This window comes from Pseudomonas sp. OF001, from assembly GCF_904426495.1.
Taxonomy (GTDB): domain Bacteria; phylum Pseudomonadota; class Gammaproteobacteria; order Pseudomonadales; family Pseudomonadaceae; genus Geopseudomonas.
This window is the reverse complement of sequence record NZ_CAJGBM010000064.1, coordinates 25,319-48,110: the sequence shown is the minus strand read 5'-3', so window position 1 is coordinate 48,110 and position 22,792 is coordinate 25,319. Positions and strand designations below refer to the sequence as shown.

Annotated in this window: 22 protein-coding genes, 2 tRNA genes and 1 pseudogene; 17 read left to right on the top strand and 8 right to left on the bottom strand. The window is 69.7% G+C overall.

What is annotated here, in order from left to right; translation table 11 throughout:
* Positions 1-5 precede the first annotated feature (5 nt).
* Positions 6-908 (bottom strand): TIGR01777 family oxidoreductase, encoded by a 903-nt coding sequence (locus RA210_RS20510; RefSeq protein WP_201487839.1) that lies wholly within the window; start codon positions 906-908, stop codon positions 6-8.
* 195 nt (positions 909-1,103) lie between these two features.
* On the opposite strand from RA210_RS20510, the gene RA210_RS20505 reads away from it, so the two are divergent.
* The 3 genes from RA210_RS20505 to phrB all read left to right on the top strand — a co-directional run bounded on the left by RA210_RS20505 (position 1,104) and on the right by phrB (position 4,827).
* Positions 1,104-2,093 (top strand): NAD(P)/FAD-dependent oxidoreductase, encoded by a 990-nt coding sequence (locus RA210_RS20505; RefSeq protein ID WP_136490850.1) that lies wholly within the window; start codon positions 1,104-1,106, stop codon positions 2,091-2,093.
* 243 nt (positions 2,094-2,336) lie between these two features.
* Positions 2,337-3,302 carry a YbgA family protein gene (locus tag RA210_RS20500; protein WP_136490851.1) on the top strand — a complete coding sequence of 322 codons (966 nt, stop codon included), beginning with the start codon at positions 2,337-2,339 and terminating at the stop codon, positions 3,300-3,302.
* Positions 3,303-3,390: 88 nt separating this feature from the next.
* On the top strand, positions 3,391-4,827 hold the full coding sequence (gene phrB / locus RA210_RS20495) for a deoxyribodipyrimidine photo-lyase (RefSeq protein ID WP_136490852.1): 1,437 nt from the start codon (positions 3,391-3,393) through the stop codon (positions 4,825-4,827).
* Positions 4,828-4,860: 33 nt separating this feature from the next.
* Here the strand turns inward: phrB and RA210_RS20490 are convergent, their stop codons facing one another.
* The 6 genes from RA210_RS20490 to hemA form a co-directional block, all read right to left on the bottom strand.
* Positions 4,861-5,373, bottom strand: a complete 513-nt coding sequence (locus RA210_RS20490; protein WP_136490853.1) for an acyloxyacyl hydrolase — start codon at positions 5,371-5,373, stop codon at positions 4,861-4,863.
* Positions 5,374-5,507: 134 nt separating this feature from the next.
* Complete coding sequence (gene murI / locus RA210_RS20485; RefSeq protein WP_201487838.1) at positions 5,508-6,302, bottom strand: glutamate racemase; 795 nt, start codon at positions 6,300-6,302, stop codon at positions 5,508-5,510.
* Entirely contained in the window at positions 6,292-7,050 is a 759-nt protein-coding gene (gene moeB, locus RA210_RS20480; protein WP_201487837.1) for a molybdopterin-synthase adenylyltransferase MoeB, read from the bottom strand. The genes murI and moeB overlap by 11 nt, the downstream gene beginning before the upstream one ends.
* Positions 7,040-7,885, bottom strand: a complete 846-nt coding sequence (prmC, locus tag RA210_RS20475) for a peptide chain release factor N(5)-glutamine methyltransferase (RefSeq protein WP_201487836.1) — start codon at positions 7,883-7,885, stop codon at positions 7,040-7,042. Before prmC ends, moeB begins: the two co-directional genes overlap by 11 nt.
* An 80-nt stretch (positions 7,886-7,965) precedes the next feature.
* On the bottom strand, positions 7,966-9,048 hold the full coding sequence (gene prfA / locus RA210_RS20470; protein WP_136490194.1) for a peptide chain release factor 1: 1,083 nt from the start codon (positions 9,046-9,048) through the stop codon (positions 7,966-7,968).
* 53 nt (positions 9,049-9,101) lie between these two features.
* On the bottom strand, positions 9,102-10,367 hold the full coding sequence (gene hemA / locus RA210_RS20465; RefSeq protein WP_136490195.1) for a glutamyl-tRNA reductase: 1,266 nt from the start codon (positions 10,365-10,367) through the stop codon (positions 9,102-9,104).
* 166 nt (positions 10,368-10,533) lie between these two features.
* Between hemA and RA210_RS20460 the strand changes: the two genes are divergently transcribed.
* The 10 genes and pseudogenes from RA210_RS20460 (at position 10,534) to RA210_RS20415 (ending at position 18,494) form a co-directional block, all read left to right on the top strand.
* On the top strand, positions 10,534-12,261 hold the full coding sequence (locus RA210_RS20460; protein WP_201487835.1) for a tetratricopeptide repeat protein: 1,728 nt from the start codon (positions 10,534-10,536) through the stop codon (positions 12,259-12,261).
* A complete protein-coding gene (gene lolB, locus RA210_RS20455) occupies positions 12,258-12,872 on the top strand; it encodes a lipoprotein insertase outer membrane protein LolB (RefSeq protein ID WP_201487834.1) in 615 nt (204 codons plus the stop codon). Before RA210_RS20460 ends, lolB begins: the two co-directional genes overlap by 4 nt.
* Positions 12,873-12,894: 22 nt before the next feature.
* A complete protein-coding gene (gene ispE / locus RA210_RS20450; protein ID WP_201487906.1) occupies positions 12,895-13,752 on the top strand; it encodes a 4-(cytidine 5'-diphospho)-2-C-methyl-D-erythritol kinase in 858 nt (285 codons plus the stop codon).
* Positions 13,753-13,778: 26 nt separating this feature from the next.
* Positions 13,779-13,853: transfer RNA gene (locus RA210_RS20445), tRNA-Gln, on the top strand.
* A 49-nt stretch (positions 13,854-13,902) separates the two neighbouring features.
* Positions 13,903-13,977, top strand: a tRNA-Gln gene (locus RA210_RS20440).
* Positions 13,978-14,074: 97 nt separating this feature from the next.
* A complete protein-coding gene (locus RA210_RS20435; protein ID WP_136490198.1) occupies positions 14,075-15,016 on the top strand; it encodes a ribose-phosphate pyrophosphokinase in 942 nt (313 codons plus the stop codon).
* 105 nt (positions 15,017-15,121) lie between these two features.
* Positions 15,122-15,409 (top strand): annotated as a pseudogene (rplY, locus tag RA210_RS20430) (50S ribosomal protein L25); the annotation flags it as partial.
* 38 nt (positions 15,410-15,447) lie between these two features.
* Positions 15,448-16,032, top strand: coding sequence for an aminoacyl-tRNA hydrolase (gene pth / locus RA210_RS20425; RefSeq protein WP_136490200.1), 585 nt, complete (start codon positions 15,448-15,450; stop codon positions 16,030-16,032).
* A 43-nt stretch (positions 16,033-16,075) separates the two neighbouring features.
* Complete coding sequence (gene ychF / locus RA210_RS20420; protein WP_136490201.1) at positions 16,076-17,176, top strand: redox-regulated ATPase YchF; 1,101 nt, start codon at positions 16,076-16,078, stop codon at positions 17,174-17,176.
* A gap of 271 nt (positions 17,177-17,447) precedes the next feature.
* Complete coding sequence (locus RA210_RS20415; protein WP_136490202.1) at positions 17,448-18,494, top strand: ornithine cyclodeaminase; 1,047 nt, start codon at positions 17,448-17,450, stop codon at positions 18,492-18,494.
* A 157-nt stretch (positions 18,495-18,651) separates the two neighbouring features.
* Here the strand turns inward: RA210_RS20415 and rocF are convergent, their stop codons facing one another.
* Entirely contained in the window at positions 18,652-19,599 is a 948-nt protein-coding gene (gene rocF / locus RA210_RS20410; RefSeq protein ID WP_236574827.1) for an arginase, read from the bottom strand.
* A gap of 159 nt (positions 19,600-19,758) precedes the next feature.
* Here rocF and RA210_RS20405 point away from each other — a divergent pair, with 159 nt between their 5' ends.
* The 4 genes from RA210_RS20405 (at position 19,759) to RA210_RS20390 (ending at position 22,725) form a co-directional block, all read left to right on the top strand.
* Complete coding sequence (locus RA210_RS20405; protein WP_136490203.1) at positions 19,759-20,190, top strand: Lrp/AsnC family transcriptional regulator; 432 nt, start codon at positions 19,759-19,761, stop codon at positions 20,188-20,190.
* 247 nt (positions 20,191-20,437) lie between these two features.
* Positions 20,438-21,217, top strand: coding sequence for an ABC transporter substrate-binding protein (locus tag RA210_RS20400; protein WP_201487833.1), 780 nt, complete (start codon positions 20,438-20,440; stop codon positions 21,215-21,217).
* Positions 21,218-21,286: 69 nt separating this feature from the next.
* Positions 21,287-22,015: an ABC transporter permease gene (locus RA210_RS20395; protein WP_201487904.1), complete on the top strand. Its 729-nt coding sequence runs from the start codon at positions 21,287-21,289 to the stop codon at positions 22,013-22,015.
* A complete protein-coding gene (locus RA210_RS20390) occupies positions 22,012-22,725 on the top strand; it encodes an ABC transporter permease (RefSeq protein ID WP_201487832.1) in 714 nt (237 codons plus the stop codon). The genes RA210_RS20395 and RA210_RS20390 overlap by 4 nt, the downstream gene beginning before the upstream one ends.
* The last annotated feature ends 67 nt before the right edge of the window (positions 22,726-22,792 follow it).

Here is a 22,792-nt window from a genome sequence, read left to right as displayed (position 1 = left end):
CCTTGTCAGTGTCGAGCGAGGAGGTCGGCCAGCGCCGCCTCGAGATCGGGAAAACGGAAGCGGTAGCCGGCGTCCAGGGTACGCTGCGGCTGCAGGTGCTGGCCGCCGAGCAGCAGGCCGGCCATCTCGCCCAGCGCCAGGCGCAGCACGCAGGCCGGCGCCGGCAGCAGCGCCGGGCGATGCAGCACGCGGCCGAGGGTGCGGGCGAACTCGGCGTTGCGCACCGGATTCGGCGCGCAGGCATTATAGGGACCGCGGCAATCCTCATGGTGGAGGAGAAAGTCGATCAGCCCCACCTCGTCCTCCAGATGGATCCACGGCATCCACTGCCGGCCGCTGCCCATGCGTCCGCCGAGGCCGAGGCGGAACGGCGGCAGCAGGCGCGCCAGCATGCCGCCGCGCGCCGCCAGCACCGGAGCGGTGCGCACCAGCACCACACGGATGCCCAGCTCCTCGGCGCGCAGCGCCGCCGCCTCCCAGGCGAAGCACAGCTCGCTGGCGAAGTCCTCGCTGCCGGCCGGGCTGTCCTCGTTGAGCCGCCGCTCACCGCCGTCGCCGTACCAGCCCACCGCCGAGCCGGACAGCAGCACCCCCGGCCTGAGCTGGCGCCGGGCCAGCCAGTCGACCAGTTGCCCGGTCAGGCCGATGCGGCTATCCCACAGCAGCCGGCGGCGCGCGGCGGTCCACGGCCGGTCGGCGATCGGCGCCCCGGCCAGGTTGACCACCGCATCCAGCGGCAGGTCGGGGGCCAGTTCGTCGAGCCGGGCGATGCCGCGCGCGCCGCTGCACAGGCCGGCGACCTCCTGCGGGCGGCGGCTCCACACCACCAGTTCGTGCCCCTGCCCCGCCCACAGGCGACAGAGCGCCCGGCCGATCAGGCCGGTACCGCCGGTCAGCAGAATGCGCATCGCCGTATCTCCTCGTCTGCTCGCATGCGTCAGTCCTGAGTCTGGTCCACACTGAAAACACCGGCCAGGCCGCAACACGCTGGCGGCGGACCGGGTTCAAGGCTGGACCGCAGCATATCATTCTGTACAGGAATGAGCATATTGTATAAGTAGAGTCCAAGGATTAGCCTGAATTCTCAGTGACAGAGGTGAAACATGAACACTCCCATCGCCATCATCGGCAGCGGCATGGCCGGCCTGTCGGCAGCCCAAGCGCTCACGGCGGCGGAGCTCGAGGTGCAGCTGTTCGACAAGGGACGCGGTAGCGGCGGGCGCATGTCGAGCAGGCGCTGCGATGTCGGCGACCTCGACCTGGGCGCCCAGTACTTCACCGCGCGCGACCGGCGCTTCGTCGAAGCCGTGCAGCAGTGGCAGGAGCAGGGCTGGCTGGCCGAGTGGAAGCCGGTGCTGTACCAGTCGCAGGGTGGCCAGCTGAGCCTCTCGGCGGACACCCAGCTGCGCTTCGTCGGCGTGCCGCGGATGAGCGCGCTGACCCGCAACCTGCTCGGCGAACTGCCGGCGACCTTCGCCTGCCGCATCACCGAGGTGTTCCGCGGCGAGCAGCACTGGCATCTGCTGGATGCCGACGGCCAGAGCCACGGCCCGTTCAGCAAGGTGATCATCGCCGCCCCCGCCCCGCAGGCCACCGCGCTGCTCTCCGCCGCGCCCAAGCTGGCCGCCACCGTGGCCAGCGTGGTGATGGAGCCGGTCTGGGCGGTGGCCCTGTCCTTCGGCAAGGCGCTCGACACCCCGGTCGAAGGCTGCTTCGTGCAGGACAGCCCGCTCGACTGGCTGGCGCGCAACCGCAGCAAGCCCGCCCGCAGCCAGAGCCCGGACACCTGGGTGCTGCACGCCACCAGCGCGTGGAGCCGCCAGCACCTCGACCTGCCGCGCGAGGCGGTGATCGAGCAACTGCGCTGCGCCTTCGCCGAGCTGATCGGCTGCGCCGTGCCGGAGGCCGACTTCAGCCTGGCCCATCGCTGGCTGTACGCCCGTCCGGCGCAGGCTCACCAGTGGGGCGCGCTGGCCGACCCCGACCTCGGCCTGTACGCCTGCGGCGACTGGTGCCTGTCCGGCCGCGTCGAGGGCGCCTGGCTGAGCGGCCAGGAAGCGGCTCGCCGCCTGCTCGAACACGCCGCCGCCTAGACCGGCCGCCGCCTGCGCCACGCCGGGCGCGGGCAGGCACCCGCCACTCCCCCTCGCTCAGCCTGCACCTGCCGAAAGGATGGCGGTGCAGCCGCTCGGCCGCAGGAGAACGCCAAAACCTGTACAATTGGCTTGACCTGTACAACAAAATATCCGACCCTGTAGAAGAGCTGTACAAGTCCGTTTCCCTGTACAGGCCGCAGCCGCCGGTGCCGCCTGCACCCGACCGCCAAGGTACACGCCATGATCCACGCACAGTCCCAATCCCCCCGCCTCAAGCTCGCCATCAGCGCCTGCCTGCTCGGCAACGAGGTGCGCTACAACGGCGGCCACAAGCAGTCGCTGCTGTGCCGCGAGGTGCTCGGCAAGCACTTCGACTTCCAGCCGCTGTGCCCGGAGATGGCCATCGGCCTGGGCGCCCCGCGCGAGCCGATCCGCCTGGTCGGCGACCCCGGCGCGCCGCGCGCGGTGGGCACGGTGACCCGCGAGCGCGACGTCACCGAGGCGCTGGCCGGCTACGCCGAAGGCGTCGCCGCGCGCCTGCACGACGTCAGCGGCCTGATCGTCATGCAGAAGTCGCCCTCCTGCGGCATGGAGCGGGTCAAGGTCTATCAGGACGATGGCCGCCCCGCCGAGCAGGGCGCGGGCATATTCACCGCCACCCTGGCGCGCCTGCGCCCCGAGCTGCCGATCGAGGAGGACGGCCGTCTCCACGATCCGGTGCTGCGCGAGAACTTCATCGCCCGGGTGTTCGCCTACGGCGACTGGCAGCGCCTGTGCGCCGAGGGCCTGACCCGCAAGGGCATCATCGCCTTCCACTCCCGCCACAAGTACCTGCTGATGGCCCACCACCCGCTCAAGTACCGCGAGCTGGGCCGCCTGCTGGCCGGCATCGGCGCGCACGACCCGGCCGAGTTCGGCCCGCGCTACTTCGCCGAGCTGATGGCCGCGCTGAAGCGCTGCGCCACCCGCGGCACCCACGCCAACGTCCTGCAGCACCTGTCCGGCTACCTGCGCCGCGCCCTGCCCGGCGAGGAGCGCCGCGAGATCCAGCAGCTGATCGAGCAGTACCGCGAAGGCATGGTGCCACTGGTGGTGCCGCTGACCCTGCTCAAGCACCACTTCCGCCGCCATCCGGACCGCTACGTCGCCCTGCAGGCCTACCTGCAGCCCCACCCGCAGGAGCTCGGCCTGCGCAACGCCATCTGAACGGCAAGCGGTGCTGCGCGACTGGCCGACGGCCCCGGCCGGTGCCCGCCACGACGCGGCCTGCTCGCCGCCCCCTGAGGAGATCCCGATGTCCCGTCTGGTCTGGCTGCGCAGCGACCTGCGCGTGCGCGACAACACCGCCCTGGCCGCCGCGGCAGCCCGCGGCGACGGCCCGCTGCTGGCCGTCTGGCTGCTCAGCCCGGCGCAGTGGCGCGCGCACGACGACGCTGCCTGCAAGGTCGACTTCTGGCTGCGCAACCTCGCCGAGCTGTCGAAGAGCCTCGCCGCGCTGAACATCCCGCTGCTGCTGCGCACCGCCGAGCGCTGGGACGACGCCGCCGCCGTGCTGCTGGCGCTGTGCCGCGAGCACGGCGTGCGCAGCGTCCACGTCAACGCCGAGTACGGCGTCAACGAACAGCGTCGCGACCGCGCGGTGGCCGCGACCCTGCAGGACGCCGGCATCGCCTGGCACAGCCACACCGACCAGGTGCTGTTCGCTCCCGGCAGCCTGCTGACCCGCAGCGGCGGCTACTTCCAGGTATTCAGCCAGTTCCGCAAGCTCTGCTACGCACGCCTCGGCGAAGCCCTGCCGGCGCTGCAGCCGCTGCCGTGCATCCAGCCGCCGAGCGGAATCGCCGGCGATCCGCTGCCGGTGGCGATCGACGGCTTCGCCACCCCCGGCGACGAACTGCGCCGGCTGTGGCCGGCCGGCGAGGCGGCCGCGCACCGCCAGCTGGAAGACTTCGTCGACGGCCACCTGGCCTGGTACGCCGCCGAGCGCGACTTCCCGGCCAGGCCCGGCACCAGCGCCCTGTCGCCCTGGCTGGCCGCCGGCGTGCTGTCGCCGCGCCAGTGCCTGCACGCCGCGCTGGCGGTCAACGCCGGCGAGTTCGCCGACGGCAATCCCGGGGTGGTGACCTGGATCAGCGAGCTGCTCTGGCGCGAGTTCTACAAGCACATCCTGGTCGGCTACCCGCGGGTATCCATGGGCCGCGCCTTCCGCGTCGAGACCGAGGCGCTGGCCTGGCGCGACGCACCGGCAGACCTCGAAGCCTGGCAGCAGGGCCGCACCGGCATCCCCATAGTCGACGCCGCCATGCGCCAGCTGCTTGCCACCGGCTGGATGCACAACCGCCTGCGCATGATCGTCGCCATGTTCCTGACCAAGAACCTCTTGATCGACTGGCGCCACGGCGAGCGCTGGTTCATGCAGCAACTGATCGACGGCGACCTGGCCGCCAACAACGGCGGCTGGCAGTGGAGCGCCTCCACCGGCACCGACGCGGCGCCCTACTTCCGCATCTTCAACCCGCTGACCCAGTCGGAGAAGTTCGATCCGGACGGCGCCTTCATCCGCCAGTGGGTGCCGGAACTGGCCGGCCTGAACAGGCGCGACATCCACGACCCGGCGGCGCTCGGCGGGCTGTTCGGCGCGCCCGACTATCCGCGCCCGATCGTCGACCTGGCGCGCTCGCGCGAGCGTGCGCTGGCGGCTTTCAAGGCGCTGGACAAGGCCAGCGCCTGAGGCGAGTGGGCAGCCAGGGCGACCTCGCTTCGCTCAGAACGCGGTGCGATAGTGCAGCGTATAGGTCTCGGCGCCGTCGTTGGGCTGCTTGAGGCTGGCGTTGGAGTAGTGGATGGCGCGCACGCCGATCTCCTGGCCGGCGAAGCGCAGGCCGAAGCCGAGACGGTCCTCGAACTGGAACGCGGTGCTCAGATCGTGCTGCTCGAACTCGGTGCTGGAGAACAGCGCTACGCCTATGCCGGCCTCGACATAGGGGCGCACGCGCTCGCCGGCGAACTCGTAGACGAACACCGGGGCGAACGACAGGCTGTGGTTGCTGGCGGCCTTGTCGCCGAACCAGTAGGTGTAGCCGGCATCCCAGTAGCCGGTCAGGCGCCCGCTCGAGCTCTGCCACCAGCTGCGCTCGAAGTCACGCTGCAGGGCCAGGCGCACCACCTGGGTGGACTCGCGGGTCACCCCGGCGGCCAGGGTCGCATCCCAGGCGCTGGCCGGAACGCTCGCGCCCAGGGCCGCCAGCACAGCACCGACAGTCAGCAATCGCTTCATGATGACGATTCCTTGCAATGAGCTTCCGTGGATGTCGTGGACTGCACGGCAACGACCAGCGCACCGGACAGCGCCCCGCATGACGCCCTCGTTGCAAGTATAGGAGCCGCTCGTCGCCAGGAAAGCGCGCGGGCTCAGTCCTCCAGCCGCTCGACCGCCGCGGCCTCGCCCCACAGCACCGGCAGCACCCGCGCCAGAGCGGCCGGCTCGCCGCTGGACCAGAAGCGCGCCGGCTGCGCCGGCCCGGCCGCCAGCAGCTCGCGCTCGCCGAGCAGGCGCCCGAGCTGGCGCGCCACCGCGGCGCCGGTGTCGATCAGCTGCACGTCCGCGGGCACCAGCTCGCGCAGCAGCGGCTTGAGGAAGGGATAGTGGGTGCAGCCGAGGATCAGGGTGTCGCAGCCGGCGTCGAGCAGCGGCTGCACGTAGGACGCCAGCAGCGCGCGGGTCGCCGGCGCGGCCAGCGCGCCCTGCTCGACGCACTCGACCAGCCCCGGGCAGGGCTGGGTGACCACGCTCACGTCGTGGGCGAAACGGTCGAGCAGGGCGGCGAAGCGCGCGCTCTTCAGCGTGCCGGTGGTGGCCAGCACGCCGACCGTGCCGCTGCGGCTGGCCGCCGCCGCCGGCTTGACCGCCGGCTCCATGCCGACGATGGGCAGGCCGGGATGGCGCTCGCGCAGCTCGGCCACCGCCGCCACGGTGGCGGTGTTGCAGGCCACCACCAGCGCCTTGGCGCCCTGCTCCAGCAGGAAATCGGCGATGCGCCGGCAGCGCGCGCGGATGTACTCGGGACTCTTCTCGCCGTAGGGCACGTGGCCGCTGTCGGCGACGTAGAGCAGCGACTCGTGGGGCAGCCGCGCGCGGATCTCGCCGAGCACCGACAGGCCGCCGACCCCGGAGTCGAACACGCCGACCGGCGCTTCACTGGCCATCGGGTTTCCCGCAGACCGCGCACTGCGGATCGCGCCTGACGCGCAGCTCGCGGAAGCGGCTGCCCAGCGCATCGACCAGCAGCAGGCGGCCGACCAGCGGCTCGCCGAAGCCGGCCAAGAGCTTGAGCGTCTCCAGCGCCTGCAGGCTGCCGACCAGGCCGACCAGCGGGCCGAGCACGCCGGCCTCGCTGCAGGTCAGCTCGTCCTCGCTGCCCGCGCCGTACAGGCAGTGGTAGCAGGGGCTTTCCGCGCGGCGCGGATCGAACACCGACAGCTGGCCTTCCAGGCGGATCGCCGCGCCGGACACCAGCGGTCGGCCGGCGGCGGCGCAGGCGGCGTTGACCGCGGCGCGGGTGGTGAAGTTGTCGCAGCAGTCGACCACCACGTCGACCGCCGCCACCGCGGCGGACAGCGTATCGGCATCCAGCGCCTGGCGCAGCGGCAGCAGCCGCACATGGGGGTTGATGGCCGCCAGGCGCGCCATCGCCGAGTCGACCTTGGCCTGGCCGACGCTGGCCGTGTCGTGGATCACCTGGCGCTGCAGGTTGGTCAGGTCGACCGTGTCGAAGTCGGCCAGGTGCAGCTCGCCGACCCCGGCCGCGGCCAGGTACAGCGCCACCGGCGAGCCGAGGCCGCCGAGGCCGACCACCAGCACCTTGCCGGCGCGGATCTTCAGCTGGCCGTCGATGTCGACCTGCCTGAGCAGGATCTGCCGGCTGTAGCGCAGCAGCTCGTCGTCACTCAGCATGGGCGTCTTCCTCCCATTGGCCGAGGGTGATGCGCTGGTGACCGCCGAGATCGCGGCGGCTCTCGACGGCAGTGAAGCCGCGGGCGGCGAACAGCGCGCGCACTGCCGCGGCCTGGTCATAGCCGTGCTCGAGCAGCAGCCAGCCGCCGGCTTCGAGGTGCTCCGGCGCCTCATGGACGATCTGGCGGATGTCGTCGAGTCCGTCGGCACCTGCGACCAGCGCGCTGGCCGGCTCGAAGCGCACGTCGCCCTCGCTCAGATGGCGGTCGTCCGCGGCGATGTACGGCGGATTGCCGACGATCATCGCGAAGCGTTCGCCGGCCAGCGCGGAAAACCAGCGGCTTTCGACGAAGCGGGCGTTGGCCAGCCCGAGCCGCGCGCCGTTGCGCTCGGCCAGCAGCACCGCCTCGGCCACCCGGTCGACGCCGAGCACCTGCCAGGCCGGGCGCTCGCAGGCCAGGGCCAGGGCGATGGCGCCGCTGCCGGTGCCGAGATCGAGCACCCGCGCCGGTCCGCCCGGGCCCAGCGCCAGCGCGGTCTCCACCAGCAGCTCGGTGTCCGGACGGGGAATCAGGGTGTGCGGCGCCACCTCCAGCTCCAGGCTCCAGAAGCCCTGGCGGCCGAGCAGGTAGGCCACCGGCTCGCCTTTGCTGCGGCGCGCCAGCAGCGCGGCGAAGGCGGCGCACTGCGCGGCGTCGGGCTCGCGCTCCGGCCAGGTGCGCAGGTAGCTGCGCGGCTTGCCGAGCGCATGGGCGAGCAGCAGCTCGGCGTCCAGGCGGGCGCTCGGCGAGTCGGGCAGCTCGGCGCCGTTCAGCAGGGATTCGATGGTGGGCATGGCCGCTCTCCGGGCGTAGGGTGCGCCGTGCGCACCATGGCATTTGCGCGGTGCGCGCGGCGCACCCTACGGACGTTGGATCAGTCGCCCAGCGCCGCCAGCTGGTCGGCCTGGTATTCCTGCAGCAGCGGCTCGATCACCTGCTCCACCGAACCGCCCAGCACCTCGCCCAGCGAGTACAGGGTCAGGTTGATGCGGTGGTCGGTGACCCGGCCCTGCGGGAAGTTGTAGGTGCGGATGCGCTCGGAGCGGTCGCCCGAGCCGACCAGCAGCTTGCGCGTCTCGGACATCTCCCTGTGCGCGGCGGCGTCCTGCTGGTCCTGCAGCTTGGCCGCCAGCCAGGCCATGGCCCGCGCGCGGTTCTTGTGCTGCGAGCGCTCTTCCTGGCACTCGACCACCATCCCGGTCGGCAGGTGGGTGATGCGCACCGCCGAGTCGGTCTTGTTGATGTGCTGGCCGCCGGCGCCGGAAGCGCGGTAGGTGTCGATGCGCAGGTCGGCCGGGTTGATCTCGATGGCCGCCTGCTCGTCCGGCTCCGGCAGCACCGCCACGGTGCAGGCCGAGGTGTGGATGCGGCCCTGGGATTCGGTTTCCGGCACGCGCTGCACGCGGTGGGCGCCGGACTCGAACTTGAGCTTGGCGTAGACGTTGTCGCCCTCGACGCGGGCGATCACCTCCTTGTAGCCGCCGTGCTCGCCCTCGCTCTCGGAGAGGATCTCGACGCGCCAGCCCTGCTTCTCGGCGTAGCGCGAGTACATGCGGAACAGGTCGCCGGAGAAGATCGCCGCCTCGTCGCCGCCGGTGCCGGCGCGGATCTCGAGGAACACGTTGCGGCCGTCGTTGGGGTCTTTCGGCAGCAGCATGCGCTGCAGGCTGGCCTCGAGCACCTCGAGCTGCGCGCGGGCCGCGGCGACCTCCTCCTCGGCCATCTCGCGCAGGTCCGGGTCGCTGTCCTTGAGCAGCGCCTGGGCGCCCTCGAGGTCGCCCTGCACCTTGCGGAAGGCGCGGAAGGCTTCGATCACCGGCTCGATCTCGGCGTATTCGCGGGAGTAGGCGCGGAACTTGGTCTGATCGCCGATCACCTCGGCGTCGCCGAGCAGCGCGGTCAGCTCCTCGAAGCGGTCCTGCAGGGTATCGAGCTTGTTCAGCAGCGAGGCTTTCATCGGGGCGTGTTCACCATGGCTGGCGCCGCGCCGCTCGGCGGGCGCGCAGGGCGTTAGCGATGCTGCTCGCCGGAAAGGTCGAGCAGTTCCTGGGCCACGGCCAGCGCATCGTGGCGGCCGGCGGCGGAAAACTTCTTCAGCTGCACGCTGGGCGCATGCAGCAGCTTGTTGGTCAGGCCCCGCGCCAGCTGGGCCAGCACTTCCTCGGCCGGGCTGCCGTTGCCGAGCAGGCGCAGGGCCTTGGCCAGCTCCTCGTCGCGCAGCTGCTCGGCGCGGGAGCGGTAGGCGCGCAGCAGGTCGACGCTGTCGCGCTCGCGCAGGCGCTCAATGAAGGCGCCGACCCCGGCCACCACCAGCTCCTCGGCGGCGCGCGCGGCGTCCTGGCGGTTGCGCAGGTTCTCGGCGATCACCTCGTGCAGGTCGTCGACGGTGTACAGGTAGACGTCGTCCAGCTCGCCGACCTCCGGCTCGATGTCGCGCGGCACGGCGATGTCGACCATGAACACCGGGCGGTGCTTGCGCTTCTTCAGCGCGCGCTCGACGGCGCCCTTGCCGAGGATCGGCAGCGGGCTGGCGGTGGAGCTGATGACGATGTCGCTGCCCACCAGCTGCTCGGGAATGTCGGCGAGCAGCACGGCCTGGCCGCCGACCTCGCCGGCCAGCGCACTGGCGCGCTCGAGGGTGCGGTTGGCCACCACGATGCGCTTGACCCCCTGCTCGTGCAGGTGGCGGGCGACCAGGGCGATGGTCTCGCCGGCGCCGATCAGCAGCGCCTGGCTGCGGCCGAGGTCACTGAAGATCTGCTTGGCCAGGCTCACCGCGGCGAAGGCCACCGACACCGGGTTCTCGCCGATGCGGGTGTCGGTGCGCACCGTCTTGGCGGTGCTGAAGGTGGCCTGGAACAGCCGGCCGAGCAGCGGGCCGAGGGTGCCGGCCTGCTGCGCGCTGGCGTAGGCGTCCTTCATCTGGCCGAGGATCTGCGGCTCGCCGAGGATCATCGAGTCCAGGCCGCAGGCCACGCGCATCATGTGGCGCACCGCCTCGTTGCCCTGGTGGATGTAGGCGCAGGCGCGCAGCTCGTCGAGGCTGAGGCCGTGGTAGCCGGCCAGCCAGGCGAGGATTTCCTCCGCACGCGCCTCGTCCAGCGCCAGGTACAGCTCGCTGCGGTTGCAGGTGGAGAGGATCGCCGCCTCGCGGCACGGCGTCACCCGGCACAGCTGCTGCAGGGCGTCGACCAGCTGCTCGGGGCCGAAGGCCACGCGCTCGCGGACCGCCACCGATGCGGTTTTGTGGTTGATGCCGAGGGCGAGAAAAGCCATGCGGGGACGCTGAGGTGACCTGGAAAGCCGACAATTGTCCTACTTGGCGCGATACAGGACAACTGCCTAGCCGCCGCAGGCGACGATGGCCACCTGCAGCCATGGGATTGCCCCCCCGCTTGTGTCATGATTGCCCGACCTGCCGGTGAGCCCGCGTATGCCTGCCATGAACAAATCCCTCGCGCTGCTGACTGCCCTGGCGTTGCTGGGCGGTTGCCAGTTCCTGCCCTCCACTAGCCCCGACGGCAACCCGCCTGCGTCCGAGTCGACCGCGGCGCCGGCCAAGCCCGCCGCGCCCAGCGCCTCATTCAGCCAGGACACCCTGTACAGCCTGCTGGTGGCCGAGCTGGCCGGCCAGCGCGACCGCTTCGACATCGCCCTGGCCAACTACATGGAGCAGGCCCGCGCCACCGGCGATCCGGCGGTGGCCGAGCGCGCCTTCCGCATCGCCGAATACCTGGGCGCCGACGAGGCCGCCCTGGAGACCGCCCTGCTGTGGGCCGACAGCGCCCCGGACAACCTCGACGCCCAGCGCATCGCCGCCATCCAGCTGGCCCGCGCCGGCCGCCACGACGAGGCCATGGGCTACATGGAGCAGGTGCTCAAGGCCAAGGGCGACACCCACTTCGACTTCCTCGCCCTCAGCGCCGCCCAGCTCGACCCCGAGGCCCGCGCCGGCCTGCGGCAGAGCTTCGAGCGCCTGCTCGAGCGCCATCCGGACAACGCCCAGCTGCTGTTCGGCCGCGCCGTGCTGCTGCAGCAGGACGGCCGCAGCGAGGAGGCGCTGGCCAGCCTGGAGGCGCACCCAGCCGGCAGCCGCGAGGTCGCCCCGCTACTGCTGCGCGCCCGCCTGCTGCGCTCGCTCGGCCGCGGCGACGAGGCCCTCAGGGTGCTCGAGGGCGGCATCCGCCTGCACCCCGACGACAAGCGCCTGCGCCTGACCTACGCCCGCCAGTTGCTCGAGGACGAGCGCCTGGAGGATGCCCACCTGCAGTTCCGCGAACTGCTCAGGCGCTTCCCCGAGGACGACGACCTGCGCCTGTCGCTGGCCCTGGTCAGCCTCGAGGCCGAGGCCTGGGACGAGGCCCGCCCGCTGCTGCAGGAGCTGATCGAGCGCGACGCCCACGTCGACGCCGCCCACCTCAACCTCGGCCGCATCGCCGAGCAGGACGGCGATCGCGCCACCGCGCTGCGCGAATACGCCGCGGTCGGCCCGGGCAACGACTACCTGGCGGCGCAGGTGCGTCGCACCGAGCTGCTGGTCAAGAACGGGCGCGTCGCCGAGGCCCAGCGCCTGCTGGCCGGCGCCCGCGACAGCCAGCCGGACTACGCCCTGCAGCTGTACCTGATCGAGATCGAGAGCCTGACCAACCAGGATCGCCTCGACGACGCCTGGCAGCGCACTGCCGAAGCGCTCGAGCAGTTCCCCGAGGATCTCAACCTGCTCTACACCCGCGCCATGCTGGCCGAGAAGCGCGGCGACCTGGCCGGGCTGGAGCGCGACCTGCGCTTCATCATCGGGCGCGAGCCGGAAAACGCCATGGCCCTCAACGCCCTCGGCTACACCCTGGCCGACCGCACCACCCGCTACGCCGAGGCCCACGCACTGATCGAGAAGGCCTACGCGCTGAACCCGGACGACCCGGCGATCCTCGACAGCCTCGGCTGGGTCAACTACCGCCTGGGCAATCTGGCCGAAGCCGAAAAGCTGCTGCGCCAGGCCCTGGCGCGCATGCCCGACCATGAGGTCGCCGCCCACCTCGGCGAGGTGCTGTGGGCCAGCGGCAAGCAGGCCGAGGCCCGCGAAGTCTGGCGCAAGGCCCTGGCCGACACGCCGGACAGCGATATCCTGCGCGACACCCTCAAGCGCCTGACCGGCAAGGTGAAGCCGTGAGACTGCACCACCTGCTGCTCGCCGGCCTGCTGCTGCTCGCCGGTTGCGCCGGCATCGGCCCGCGCGAGGATGTCGGCGGCCAGGGCAGCCCCGCCGCCTGGCGCAGCCACAAGACCCAGGTCGCCGCCATCGACGGCTGGCAGATCAGCGGCAAGGTCGGCATCCGCGCGCCGCAGGACTCCGGCAGCGGCGTGCTGTTCTGGCTGCAGCGCCGCGACTATTACGACATCCGCCTGTCCGGCCCGCTCGGCCGCGGCGCCACCCGCCTGACCGGCCGCGAGGGCGACATCCTCCTCGAGGTGGCCAACCAGGGGCGCTACCAGGCCGCATCACCCGAGGCGCTGCTCGAGGAGCAGATCGGCTGGCGCCTGCCGGTGTCGCACCTGCTGTGGTGGATCCGCGGCCTGCCGGCGCCGGACAGCAAGAGCCGGCTGACCCTCGACGCCGACAGCCGCCTGGCGCGCCTGGAGCAGGACGGCTGGCGGATCGAATACGCCGACTACCGCGAGCAGAACGGCTTCTGGCTGCCGCAACGCCTCAAGCTGCTGGGCGAGAACCTCGACATCACCCTGGTGATCAAGGACTGGCAGCCGCGCCGCCTCGGTCTGTGACCGCCCACCGCCCATGACCGACATGCACGACGCCACCCTGATCCTGCCGGCCCCGGCCAAGCTCAACCTGTTCCTGCACATCCTCGGCCGCCGCGCCGACGGCTATCACGAGCTGCAGACGGTGTTCCAGTTCCTCGACCACGGCGACGAACTGGGCTTCCGCCTGCGCGAGGACGGCGAGATCCGCCTGCACAGCGAGATCGCCGGGGTGCCCCACGACAGCAACCTGATCGTGCGCGCCGCGCGCCTGCTCCAGCAGGCATCCGGCACGCCGCTGGGCGCCGACATCTGGCTGGACAAGCGCCTGCCGATGGGCGGCGGCATCGGCGGCGGCAGCTCGGATGCCGCCACCACCCTGCTCGGCCTCGACCACCTGTGGCGGACCGGCCTCGGCCTCGACCGCCTGGCCGAGCTCGGCCTGTCGCTGGGCGCCGACGTCCCGGTGTTCGTCCGCGGCCGCGCCGCCTTCGCCGGCGGCGTCGGCGAGCAGCTGGTGCCGGTCGAGCTGGAAGAGCCCTGGTTTCTCGTTGCGGTGCCGCAAGTGTCTGTCAGTACAGCAGAAATTTTCTCCGCGCCGGAGTTGACACGCGACACCCCGGCCATTAGAGTTTGCGGCCTTCCCGCAGGGGGCGGTCGTAACGACTGCCAGCCGGTGGTCGAGCAGCGTTACCCAGAAGTACGTAACGCCTTGAACTTGCTGAACAATTTTGTTCCCGCAAGAATGACCGGCACCGGAGCTTGTGTGTTTGGGAGCTTCCCAAACCGCGACGATGCTGATAAAGTCTCGCGCCAGCTTCCGGGCACTCTGCCAAGCTTCGTGGCACGGGGTAGCAACATCTCGATGTTGCACCGCAGTCTCGAGGCAGTGCGCGGGAAGTGAATGCAAGGCATTCGGTTATACGATACAGGGGCGTCGCCAAGCGGTAAGGCAGCAGGTTTTGATCCTGCCATGCGTTGGTTCGAATCCAGCCGCCCCTGCCATAACCTCTCCGAGGGTCGTGTTTCCGGTTCCACATTCGATTTACGCCACAGGGGCGTCGCCAAGCGGTAAGGCAGCAGGTTTTGATCCTGCCATGCGTTGGTTCGAATCCAGCCGCCCCTGCCATATTCCTGAAAAACCTTTGTGGTTTTGCGGTCATGACCGCGAGGTCACAAAGGTTTTTTGTTCATCCAGGCCCACCCTCAGCCGGCAGGTACTGCGCGTGTCCAAGATGATGGTCTTCACGGGGAACGCCAACCCCGATCTCGCCCGCCGTGTCGTGCGTCAGCTGCACATCCCCCTCGGTGACGTTTCCGTAGGCAAGTTCTCCGACGGCGAAAGCAGTGTCGAAATCAACGAGAACGTGCGCGGCAAGGATGTGTTCCTGATCCAGCCGACCTGCGCGCCGACCAACGACAACCTGATGGAACTGATCGTGATGGCCGACGCCTTCCGTCGTTCCTCGGCCAGCCGCATCACCGCGGTCATCCCCTACTTCGGCTATGCCCGCCAGGACCGCCGCCCGCGCTCCGCCCGCGTGGCGATCAGCGCCAAGGTGGTGGCCGACATGCTGACCGTGGTCGGCATCGACCGCGTGCTCACCGTCGACCTGCACGCCGACCAGATCCAGGGCTTCTTCGACGTGCCGGTGGACAACATCTACGGCTCGCCGACCCTGGTCGACGACATCCAGGCCCAGCGCTTCGAGAACCTGATGATCGTCTCCCCGGACATCGGCGGCGTGGTGCGTGCCCGCGCCGTGGCCAAGAGCCTGGGCGTCGACCTGGCGATCATCGACAAGCGCCGTCCGAAGGCCAACGTCTCCGAGGTGATGCACATCATCGGCGACGTCGAGGGCCGCACCTGCGTGCTGGTCGACGACATGGTCGACACCGCCGGCACCCTGTGCCATGCCGCCACCGCGCTGAAGAAGCACGGTGCCGCCAAGGTCTACGCCTACTGCACCCACCCGGTGCTGTCCGGCCGCGCCATCGAGAACATCGAGAATTCGACGCTGGACGAGCTGGTGGTGACCAACACCATCCCGCTGTCCGCCGCTGCCCAGGCCTGCGAGCGCATCCGCCAGCTGGACATCGGTCCGGTGGTCGCCGAGGCCGTGCGCCGCATCAGCAACGAGGAATCCATCAGCGCCATGTTCCGCTGAGGAACGGGCGCCGATATAACCGCCCCGCCTTGCGGGGCCTACAAGCAACCGCCCGAACGCTGGTCGCAAGCGTGTCGGGCGTTGTTGTCATTCTGGAGAACTGCAATGACCAACTTCACCCTGAATGCCCAAGCGCGTTCCGACCTGGGGAAAGGTGCGAGCCGCCGCCTGCGTCGTAACGCCAACCTGGTTCCGGCCGTCGTCTACGGCGGCGAGCAGGCTCCGCAGTCCATCTGCATGGAAGCCCGCGAAGTCGTCAAGCTGCTGGAAGACCAGGCCGTGTTCGCCAACACCGTCGCCCTGAACATCGACGGCGTCGTGCAGAACGTGGTGATCAAGGCCATCCAGCGTCATCCGTCCAAGGGCTTCGCCCTGCACATGGACTTCGTGCGCGCCTGATAATCGCCTGCACGTCTGAGAGAGCCCCTGTCGTGACTGCCATCCAACTGATCGTCGGCCTCGGTAACCCCGGTCCGGAATACGAACAGACCCGGCACAACGCAGGGGCTCTTTTCGTCGAGGAACTGGCCCGCAAGCTGGGCGTCAACCTCGGCGTGGACAAGAAGTACTTCGGCCTGATCGGCAAGTTCAGCCATCAGGGCCGCGACGTTCGTCTGCTCATTCCCACCACCTACATGAACCGCAGCGGCCAGTCCGTGGCGGCGCTGGCGAACTTCTTCCGCATTCCGCCGGCGGCCATCCTGGTGGCCCACGACGAACTCGACATGCCCCCCGGCACCGCCAAGCTCAAGCAGGGCGGCGGCCACGGCGGGCACAACGGGCTCAGGGACATCATCGCCCAGCTCGGCAACCAGAATTCCTTCTATCGCCTGCGGCTCGGCATTGGCCATCCCGGCGACAAGAATCTCGTCTCCGGCTTCGTCCTCGGCCGGGCCCCGCGCAGCGAACAGGAAAAGCTCGAGGCGAGCATCGACTTCGCCCTCGGCGTGCTGCCGGACATGCTCGCCGGCGACTGGACCAAGGCCATGCAGCAGCTGCACAGCCAGAAAGCCTGACGCCCCCCTTTTCGACCGAATTCATCTCCGCGAGGGATACACCATGGGATTCAACTGCGGCATCGTCGGCCTGCCCAACGTCGGCAAGTCCACCCTGTTCAACGCCCTGACCAAGTCCGGCATCGCCGCGGAGAACTTCCCGTTCTGCACCATCGAGCCGAACAGCGGCATCGTGCCGATGCCCGACCCGCGCCTCGACGCCCTGGCCGAGATCGTCAAGCCCGAGCGCGTGCTGCCGACCACCATGGAATTCGTCGACATCGCCGGCCTGGTCGCCGGCGCCTCCAAGGGTGAGGGCCTGGGCAACAAGTTCCTCGCCAACATCCGCGAGACCGACGCCATCGCCCACGTGGTGCGCTGCTTCGAGGACGACAACGTGATCCACGTGTCCAACTCGGTCGATCCCCGGCGCGACATCGAGATCATCGACCTCGAGCTGATCTTCGCCGACCTCGACAGCTGCGAGAAACAGCTGCAGAAGGTGCAGCGCAACGCCAAGGGCGGCGACAAGGAAGCCCTGGCGCAGAAGGCCATCCTCGAGCAGCTGATCCCGCACTTCACCGAAGGCAAGCCGGCGCGCTCGCTGATGAAGCACATGGACGAGGAACAGAAGCGCGTCATCCGCGGCTTCCACCTGCTGACCAGCAAGCCGGTGATGTACATCGCCAACGTCGCCGAGGACGGCTTCGACGCCAACCCCCACCTCGACGTGGTGCGCGCCATCGCCGAGGAAGAAGGCGCCATCGTGGTGCCGGTGTGCAACAAGATCGAGGCGGAGATCGCCGAGCTCGACGACGACGAGGAAAAGCAGATGTTCCTCGAGTCGATGGGCATGGAAGAGCCGGGCCTCAACCGGGTGATCCGCGCCGGCTACCAGCTGCTCGGCCTGCAGACCTACTTCACCGCCGGGGTGAAGGAAGTGCGCGCCTGGACCGTGAAGATCGGCGCCACCGCGCCGCAGGCCGCCGCGGTGATCCACACCGACTTCGAGAAGGGCTTCATCCGCGCCGAGGTCATCGCCTACGACGACTTCATCCAGTACCGCGGCGAAGCCGGCGCCAAGGAAGCCGGCAAGTGGCGCCTGGAAGGCAAGGACTACATCGTCAAGGACGGCGACGTGATGCACTTCCGCTTCAACGTCTGAGCCTCCCCGCCTGCCGACAAGCCCCGCCCCGTGCGGGGCTTGTGCTTTCTGCCCTTCCTCTTCCTTCAGGCGCTCGCCAGCGCAGCCGAATCGGCTGCCTCGCCTTGCCTTTCAGCTTTCCAGGCTGGGCGGCGACAGCAGATCAGCCGGGATTGTCGGCTCTGCCGGCCGACAATAGCTGCATCGCCAGACGCGTACCGCGGACTGGCCGCAGCCAGGAGCGGCCCCGCGCCGCTGGCCGCCCGAGCCGATAGCCAAGAGGAACAACAAGATGACCCGCTATATCGACGTCAACGACCTGAGCCGTCTGGTGGCCCGCCAGGGCCTGACCACCTGCCTGGCCGAGATGACCGAGTACCTGCGCCAGGACTACCTGCGCTGGCCGGAGTTCGAGAAGTGCGCCCGGGTGGCCAACCACTCGGCCGACGGCGTGATCGAGCTGATGCCGGTGTCCGACGCCGCGCTGTACGCGTTCAAGTACGTCAACGGCCATCCGAAGAACACCCGCGACGGCATGCTCACCGTGATGGCCTTCGGCGCCCTCGGCGACGTCGCCACCGGCAAGCCGGTGCTGCTCAGCGAGCTGACCCTGACCACCGCTCTGCGCACCGCCGCCACCTCGGTGCTGGCCGCCAGCGTGCTGGCACGCAAGAACGCGCGCAGCATGGCGCTGATCGGCAACGGCTCGCAGAGCGAGTTCCAGGCCATCGCCTTCCACCACATCCTTGGCATCGACGAGATCCGCCTGTACGACGTCGATCCGCAGGCCACCCGCAAGCTGGCACGCAACCTGGCCGGCTTCCCGGGCATCAAGGTGATCATCGCCGAGTCCACCGCTGCGGCGGTACGCGGCGCCGACATCGTCACCACGGTGACCGCCGACAAGACCAACGCCACCATCCTCACCCCGGAGATGATCGAGCCGGGCATGCACCTCAACGGCGTGGGCGGCGACTGCCCGGGCAAGACCGAGCTGCACCGCAGCATCGTCGAGGCGGCCAGCGTGTTCGTCGAGTACGAACCGCAGAGCCGCATCGAGGGCGAGATCCAGCAGCTGCCGGCCGGCTCGCCGACCACCGAGCTGTGGCAGGTGCTGAGCGGCGCCGCCGCCGGCCGGCGCAGCGAAGCAGAAGTCACCCTGTTCGACTCGGTGGGCTTCGCCCTCGAGGACTACTCGGCCCTGCGCTACGTGCGCGACGTCGCCGAGCGCCTGGACATCGGCAGCCTGATCGAGCTGGTGCCCAGCCCGCGCGACCCGAAGAACCTGTTCGCCCTGCTCGGCGAGGGCGTCGAGCAGCCGCTGCTCAAGCGCGCCTGATCGGCCAACGCGCAACACCGGACGCCCCGCGCCGCCAGGCCCGGGGCGTTTTGCCGTCTCCGTGGTCAGGGCGCTGGCCGCAGACCGAGACTGCAAAGCAAACGAGCGGGGCCGCCCTGCGGCGGCCCCGCTCGTCATGCCGTGGGGAAGGATCGCGTCAGCGCGCGGCGCGCATCAGCGTCGACTTGCCGAACAGGCTCTCGGTCAGCTCCACCGCCACCCGGGCGGTGCGGTTGCACTGGTCCAGCGCCGGATTCAGCTCGACGATGTCCAGCGAGCGCAACAGGCCGGTGTCGGCGATCATCTCCATGCACAGCTGCGCCTCGCGGTAGCTCGGCCCGCCCGGCACCGTGGTGCCGACGCCGGGGGCGATCTCCGGGTCGAGGAAGTCGACGTCGAAGCTGACGTGCAGGTGGGTGTCGTCGTCGAGGTCGGCCAGCGCCTGCTGCATGGCGGTGCGCATGCCCACCTCGTCGAGGTAGCGCATGTCCATCACCTCGAGGCCGGCCTCGTGGACGCGCACGCGCTCGCCCTCGTCGACGCTGCGGATGCCGATCTGGCGGATCCACTGCGGCTGGATCGCCGGCACCGCGCCGGCCATCTCGACCAGCTCGCGCGGGCCGTCGCCGCACAGGCAGGCCACCGGCATGCCGTGGAGGTTGCCCGAGGGGGTGAGCTGCGAGGTGTTGAAGTCGGCGTGGGCGTCCAGCCAGATGATCCTCAGCTTCCTGCCGGTATCGCGGCAGTGGCGGGCCACCGCGCTGATCGAGCCGACGCCCAGGCAGTGGTCGCCGCCGAGCAGGATCGGTAGGCGCTCCTCGCGCAGCTCGGCGTAGATGGCGTCGTGCACCGCCTGGTTCCAGGCGATCACTTCCGCCAGATGGCGGTAGCCCTGCCGCGGCGGCAGCCAGGGATTGGCCGGGCCGCTCAGGTTGCCGCGGTCGAGCACGTGGAAGCCGCGCTCGCGCAGCGCGCCCTCCAGGCCGGCGACGCGCAGGGCCTCCGGCCCCATGGAGGCACCGCGGGCGCCGGCGCCGACATCGGTGGGCGCCCCGACCAGGCTGACGGTCTTGGGCAGGGGGGACGGGGCATGAAGGGCAGACACGATGGCGGCTCCGGTTGAGTGAAATGGTGGGAAAATTCTAGGAAAGTGGCCGCCTAGCAGATAGATAGATAAATTACATTTTTCGTACAATGACAAAGCAAAAAGTCAGGATGCGCTGACATTTTGTCAAAACCCTTCCCGCCCAGCCCGGTGACGCCCATGCATGACCAACCTGACGACCTCGACCGCCGCCTGCTCGCCCTGCTGCGCGAGGACGGTCGCGCCTCCACCGCCGCCCTGGCCGAACGCCTCAAGGTGTCGCGCGGCACGGTGCAGAACCGCATCGACCGCCTGCAGCGCTCGGGCCTGCTGGTCGGCTTCACCATCAAGCTGCGCAACGAGCTGGAAAGCAGCGGCGTGCGCGCCATCACCCTGATCGAGCTGCGCGGCGGCGCCAGCGACGCGGTGATCGCCGCCCTGCGGCAGATCCCCGAGGTGGTGCAGGTGCATACCACCAATGGCCGCTGGGATCTGGTGGCGGAGATCCATACCGGCACCCTGGTCGAATTCGACCGGGTGCTGCGCGAGCTGCGCGCGATCAAGGGCGTCGCCAACTCGGAGAGCAACCTGCTGCTGGCGGCCTACAAGTGAGTGCGCGCTCGTACAGATTTGCGACACCGCCGGCGCCCCCGGAACATAAAAGCAGCAGGCGACAGCCGATTCTGCTGTTTTCGGTTGTTTAACAACGATTTCTTGCCCGGCGGACAGCCCCTTACGACACCAATGGCGGCACGCCACAGGTCATTCTCTGTGCCCAGCCGAAGCCGGCCCGGCGGTCCGCACCGCCCGGTCCAGGCCCGTGGCACAACAAGAACAAGACCTACAGTGGAACACCTCCATGAAAAAATTCTGCACGCTGGTAGCCGCAGTCGTCCTCCCCCTGTCCGCCGGACTGGCCCAGGCCAAGGAGTGGAAGGAAATCCGCTTCGGGGTGTTCCCCGACTATCCGCCCTTCGAGTCGGTGGCCGCCGACGGCAGCCTCAAGGGCTTCGACATCGAGCTGGGCAACGCCATCTGCGCCAAGCTGGAGGTCAAGTGCACCTGGGTGACCAATGACTTCGACGGCCTGATCCCCGCCCTGCGCGCCCGCAAGTTCGACGGCATCATGTCGTCGATGGCCGTCACCCCGGCCCGCGAGAAGCAGATCGACTTCTCCGACAAGCTGTTCCTCAGCCCCACCTCGGTGGTCACCCGCAAGGACGCCGGCTTCGGCGAAACCCCGGAATCGCTGGCGGGCAAGCAGGTCGGCGTGCTGCAGGGTTCCATCCAGGAAGTCTACGCCCGCGCCAAGCTGGCCCCGGCCGGCGCGCAGATCAAGGCCTACCAGTCGATGGACCAGAACTACGCCGACCTGGCCAACGGCCGCCTCGACGCCATCGTCACCGACAAGCTGGAAGCCGAGCTGAACTTCCTCTCCCTGCCCAAGGGCCAGGCCTTCCACAGCGGCCCGGCGATCCTCGATCCGGGCCTGCCCTCGGTGATCGCCATCGGCCTGCGCAAGAACGACGCCGAGCTGAAGGCGCTGCTCAACAAGGGCATCGCCGCCCTGCACGCCGACGGCACCTACAAGGCCATCGAGCGCAAGTACTTCGGTCCGCAGGACATCTACCACGAGTAAGCGCGCCACCGCCCGGCCCGCCTGCCCAGGCGGCCGGGCCCCGCCCTCGCCATTCCGAACAGGTATTCCATCGTGAATGACCTCCTGCTCTCCCTCGGCCTGCCGGTCCTCGACCTGCACGGCTTCGGCCCCCTGCTGCTGCAGGGCACCTGGATGACGCTGAAACTGGCCGCGCTGTCGCTGCTGCTCAGCGTGGCCCTCGGCCTGCTCGGCGCCAGCGCCAAGCTCGCCCCGCTGCGCTGGCTGCGCCTGCTGGCCACCGGCTACACCACGCTGATCCGCGGCGTGCCCGACCTGGTGCTGATCCTGCTGATCTTCTACAGCCTGCAGACCTGGCTCAACGAGCTGACCGACGCGCTGGGCTGGGACTACATCGAGATCGACCCGTTCAGCGCCGGCGTGGCCACCCTCGGCTTCATCTACGGCGCCTACTTCACCGAGACCTTCCGCGGCGCCATCCTCAGCGTGCCGCGCGGCCAGCTGGAGGCGGCCACCGCCTACGGCCTCGGCGCGCTCAAGCGCTTCCGCCTGGTGCTGTTCCCGCAGATGATGCGCTTCGCCCTGCCGGGCCTCGGGAACAACTGGCTGGTGCTGCTCAAGGCCACCGCGCTGGTGTCGATCATCGGCCTCTCCGATCTGGTCAAGGCGGTGCAGAACGCCGGCAAGAGTAGCGGCGAGCCGTTCCAGTTCCTGCTCATCGCCGGCCTGGTCTACCTGCTGATCACCAGCCTGTCCAACCTGGTGTTCCGCCGCCTGGAGCGCCACTACAACACCGGCATCAAGGAGCTGGCGCCATGATCGAGCTGCTGCAACAGTACGGCCTGGCCTTCCTGTGGAACGACGGCTACAACCGCTCCGGCCTGGCCATGACCCTCTGGCTGCTGGTCGCCTCCATCGGCCTGGGCTTCGTCCTCGCCCTGCCGCTGGCCATCGCCCGCGTGTCGCGCAACCGCCTGCTGCGCTGGCCGGTGCAGTTCTACACCTGGCTGTTCCGCGGCACGCCGCTGTATATCCAGCTGCTGATCTGCTACACGGGCCTGTACAGCCTGGAGGCGGTGCGCGCCCAGCCGCTGCTCGACGCCTTCTTCCGCGAGGCGATCAACTGCACCATCCTCGCCTTCGCGCTGAACACCTGCGCCTACACGGTGGAGATCTTCGCCGGGGCGATCCGCAACATTCCCCACGGCGAGATAGAAGCCGCGCGCGCCTACGGCCTCACCGGCTGGCGCCTGTACCTGCACCTGATCATCCCCTCGGCGCTGCGCCGCGCCCTGCCCTACTACGGCAACGAGGTGATCCTCATGCTGCACGCCACCTCGCTGGCGTTCACCGCCACCGTGCCGGACATCCTCAAGGTCGCCCGCGACGCCAACGCCGCCACCTTCATGACCTTCCAGGCCTTCGGCATCGCCGCCCTGCTCTACATGCTGCTGTCCTTCCTGCTGGTCGGCCTGTTCCGTCTCGCCGAACGCCGCTGGATGACCTTTCTCGGCCCAACCCGGGGGTAACTCGTGATGAACCAGACCGCCTACGCCATGCCCGCCAGCCCGGCCGGCCTCCTCTCCGCCCGCCCCG

What these genes read in the sequence shown, in the direction of transcription:
- RA210_RS20390 (WP_201487832.1), top strand. Translation starts at nt 22,012, where the DNA reads ATGATCGAGCTGCTGCAACAGTACGGCCTGGCCTTCCTGTGGAACGAC.
- prmC (WP_201487836.1), bottom strand. Translation starts at nt 7,885, where the DNA reads ATGCCCACCATCGAATCCCTGCTGAACGGCGCCGAGCTGCCCGACTCG.
- RA210_RS20415 (WP_136490202.1), top strand. Translation starts at nt 17,448, where the DNA reads ATGACCCGCTATATCGACGTCAACGACCTGAGCCGTCTGGTGGCCCGC.
- RA210_RS20405 (WP_136490203.1), top strand. Translation starts at nt 19,759, where the DNA reads ATGCATGACCAACCTGACGACCTCGACCGCCGCCTGCTCGCCCTGCTG.
- murI (WP_201487838.1), bottom strand. Translation starts at nt 6,302, where the DNA reads ATGGCCAGTGAAGCGCCGGTCGGCGTGTTCGACTCCGGGGTCGGCGGC.
- RA210_RS20505 (WP_136490850.1), top strand. Translation starts at nt 1,104, where the DNA reads ATGAACACTCCCATCGCCATCATCGGCAGCGGCATGGCCGGCCTGTCG.
- phrB (WP_136490852.1), top strand. Translation starts at nt 3,391, where the DNA reads ATGTCCCGTCTGGTCTGGCTGCGCAGCGACCTGCGCGTGCGCGACAAC.
- ispE (WP_201487906.1), top strand. Translation starts at nt 12,895, where the DNA reads ATGCACGACGCCACCCTGATCCTGCCGGCCCCGGCCAAGCTCAACCTG.
- moeB (WP_201487837.1), bottom strand. Translation starts at nt 7,050, where the DNA reads ATGCTGAGTGACGACGAGCTGCTGCGCTACAGCCGGCAGATCCTGCTC.
- hemA (WP_136490195.1), bottom strand. Translation starts at nt 10,367, where the DNA reads ATGGCTTTTCTCGCCCTCGGCATCAACCACAAAACCGCATCGGTGGCG.
- ychF (WP_136490201.1), top strand. Translation starts at nt 16,076, where the DNA reads ATGGGATTCAACTGCGGCATCGTCGGCCTGCCCAACGTCGGCAAGTCC.
- RA210_RS20500 (WP_136490851.1), top strand. Translation starts at nt 2,337, where the DNA reads ATGATCCACGCACAGTCCCAATCCCCCCGCCTCAAGCTCGCCATCAGC.
- RA210_RS20510 (WP_201487839.1), bottom strand. Translation starts at nt 908, where the DNA reads ATGCGCATTCTGCTGACCGGCGGTACCGGCCTGATCGGCCGGGCGCTC.
- RA210_RS20460 (WP_201487835.1), top strand. Translation starts at nt 10,534, where the DNA reads ATGAACAAATCCCTCGCGCTGCTGACTGCCCTGGCGTTGCTGGGCGGT.
- RA210_RS20490 (WP_136490853.1), bottom strand. Translation starts at nt 5,373, where the DNA reads ATGAAGCGATTGCTGACTGTCGGTGCTGTGCTGGCGGCCCTGGGCGCG.
- RA210_RS20400 (WP_201487833.1), top strand. Translation starts at nt 20,438, where the DNA reads ATGAAAAAATTCTGCACGCTGGTAGCCGCAGTCGTCCTCCCCCTGTCC.
- prfA (WP_136490194.1), bottom strand. Translation starts at nt 9,048, where the DNA reads ATGAAAGCCTCGCTGCTGAACAAGCTCGATACCCTGCAGGACCGCTTC.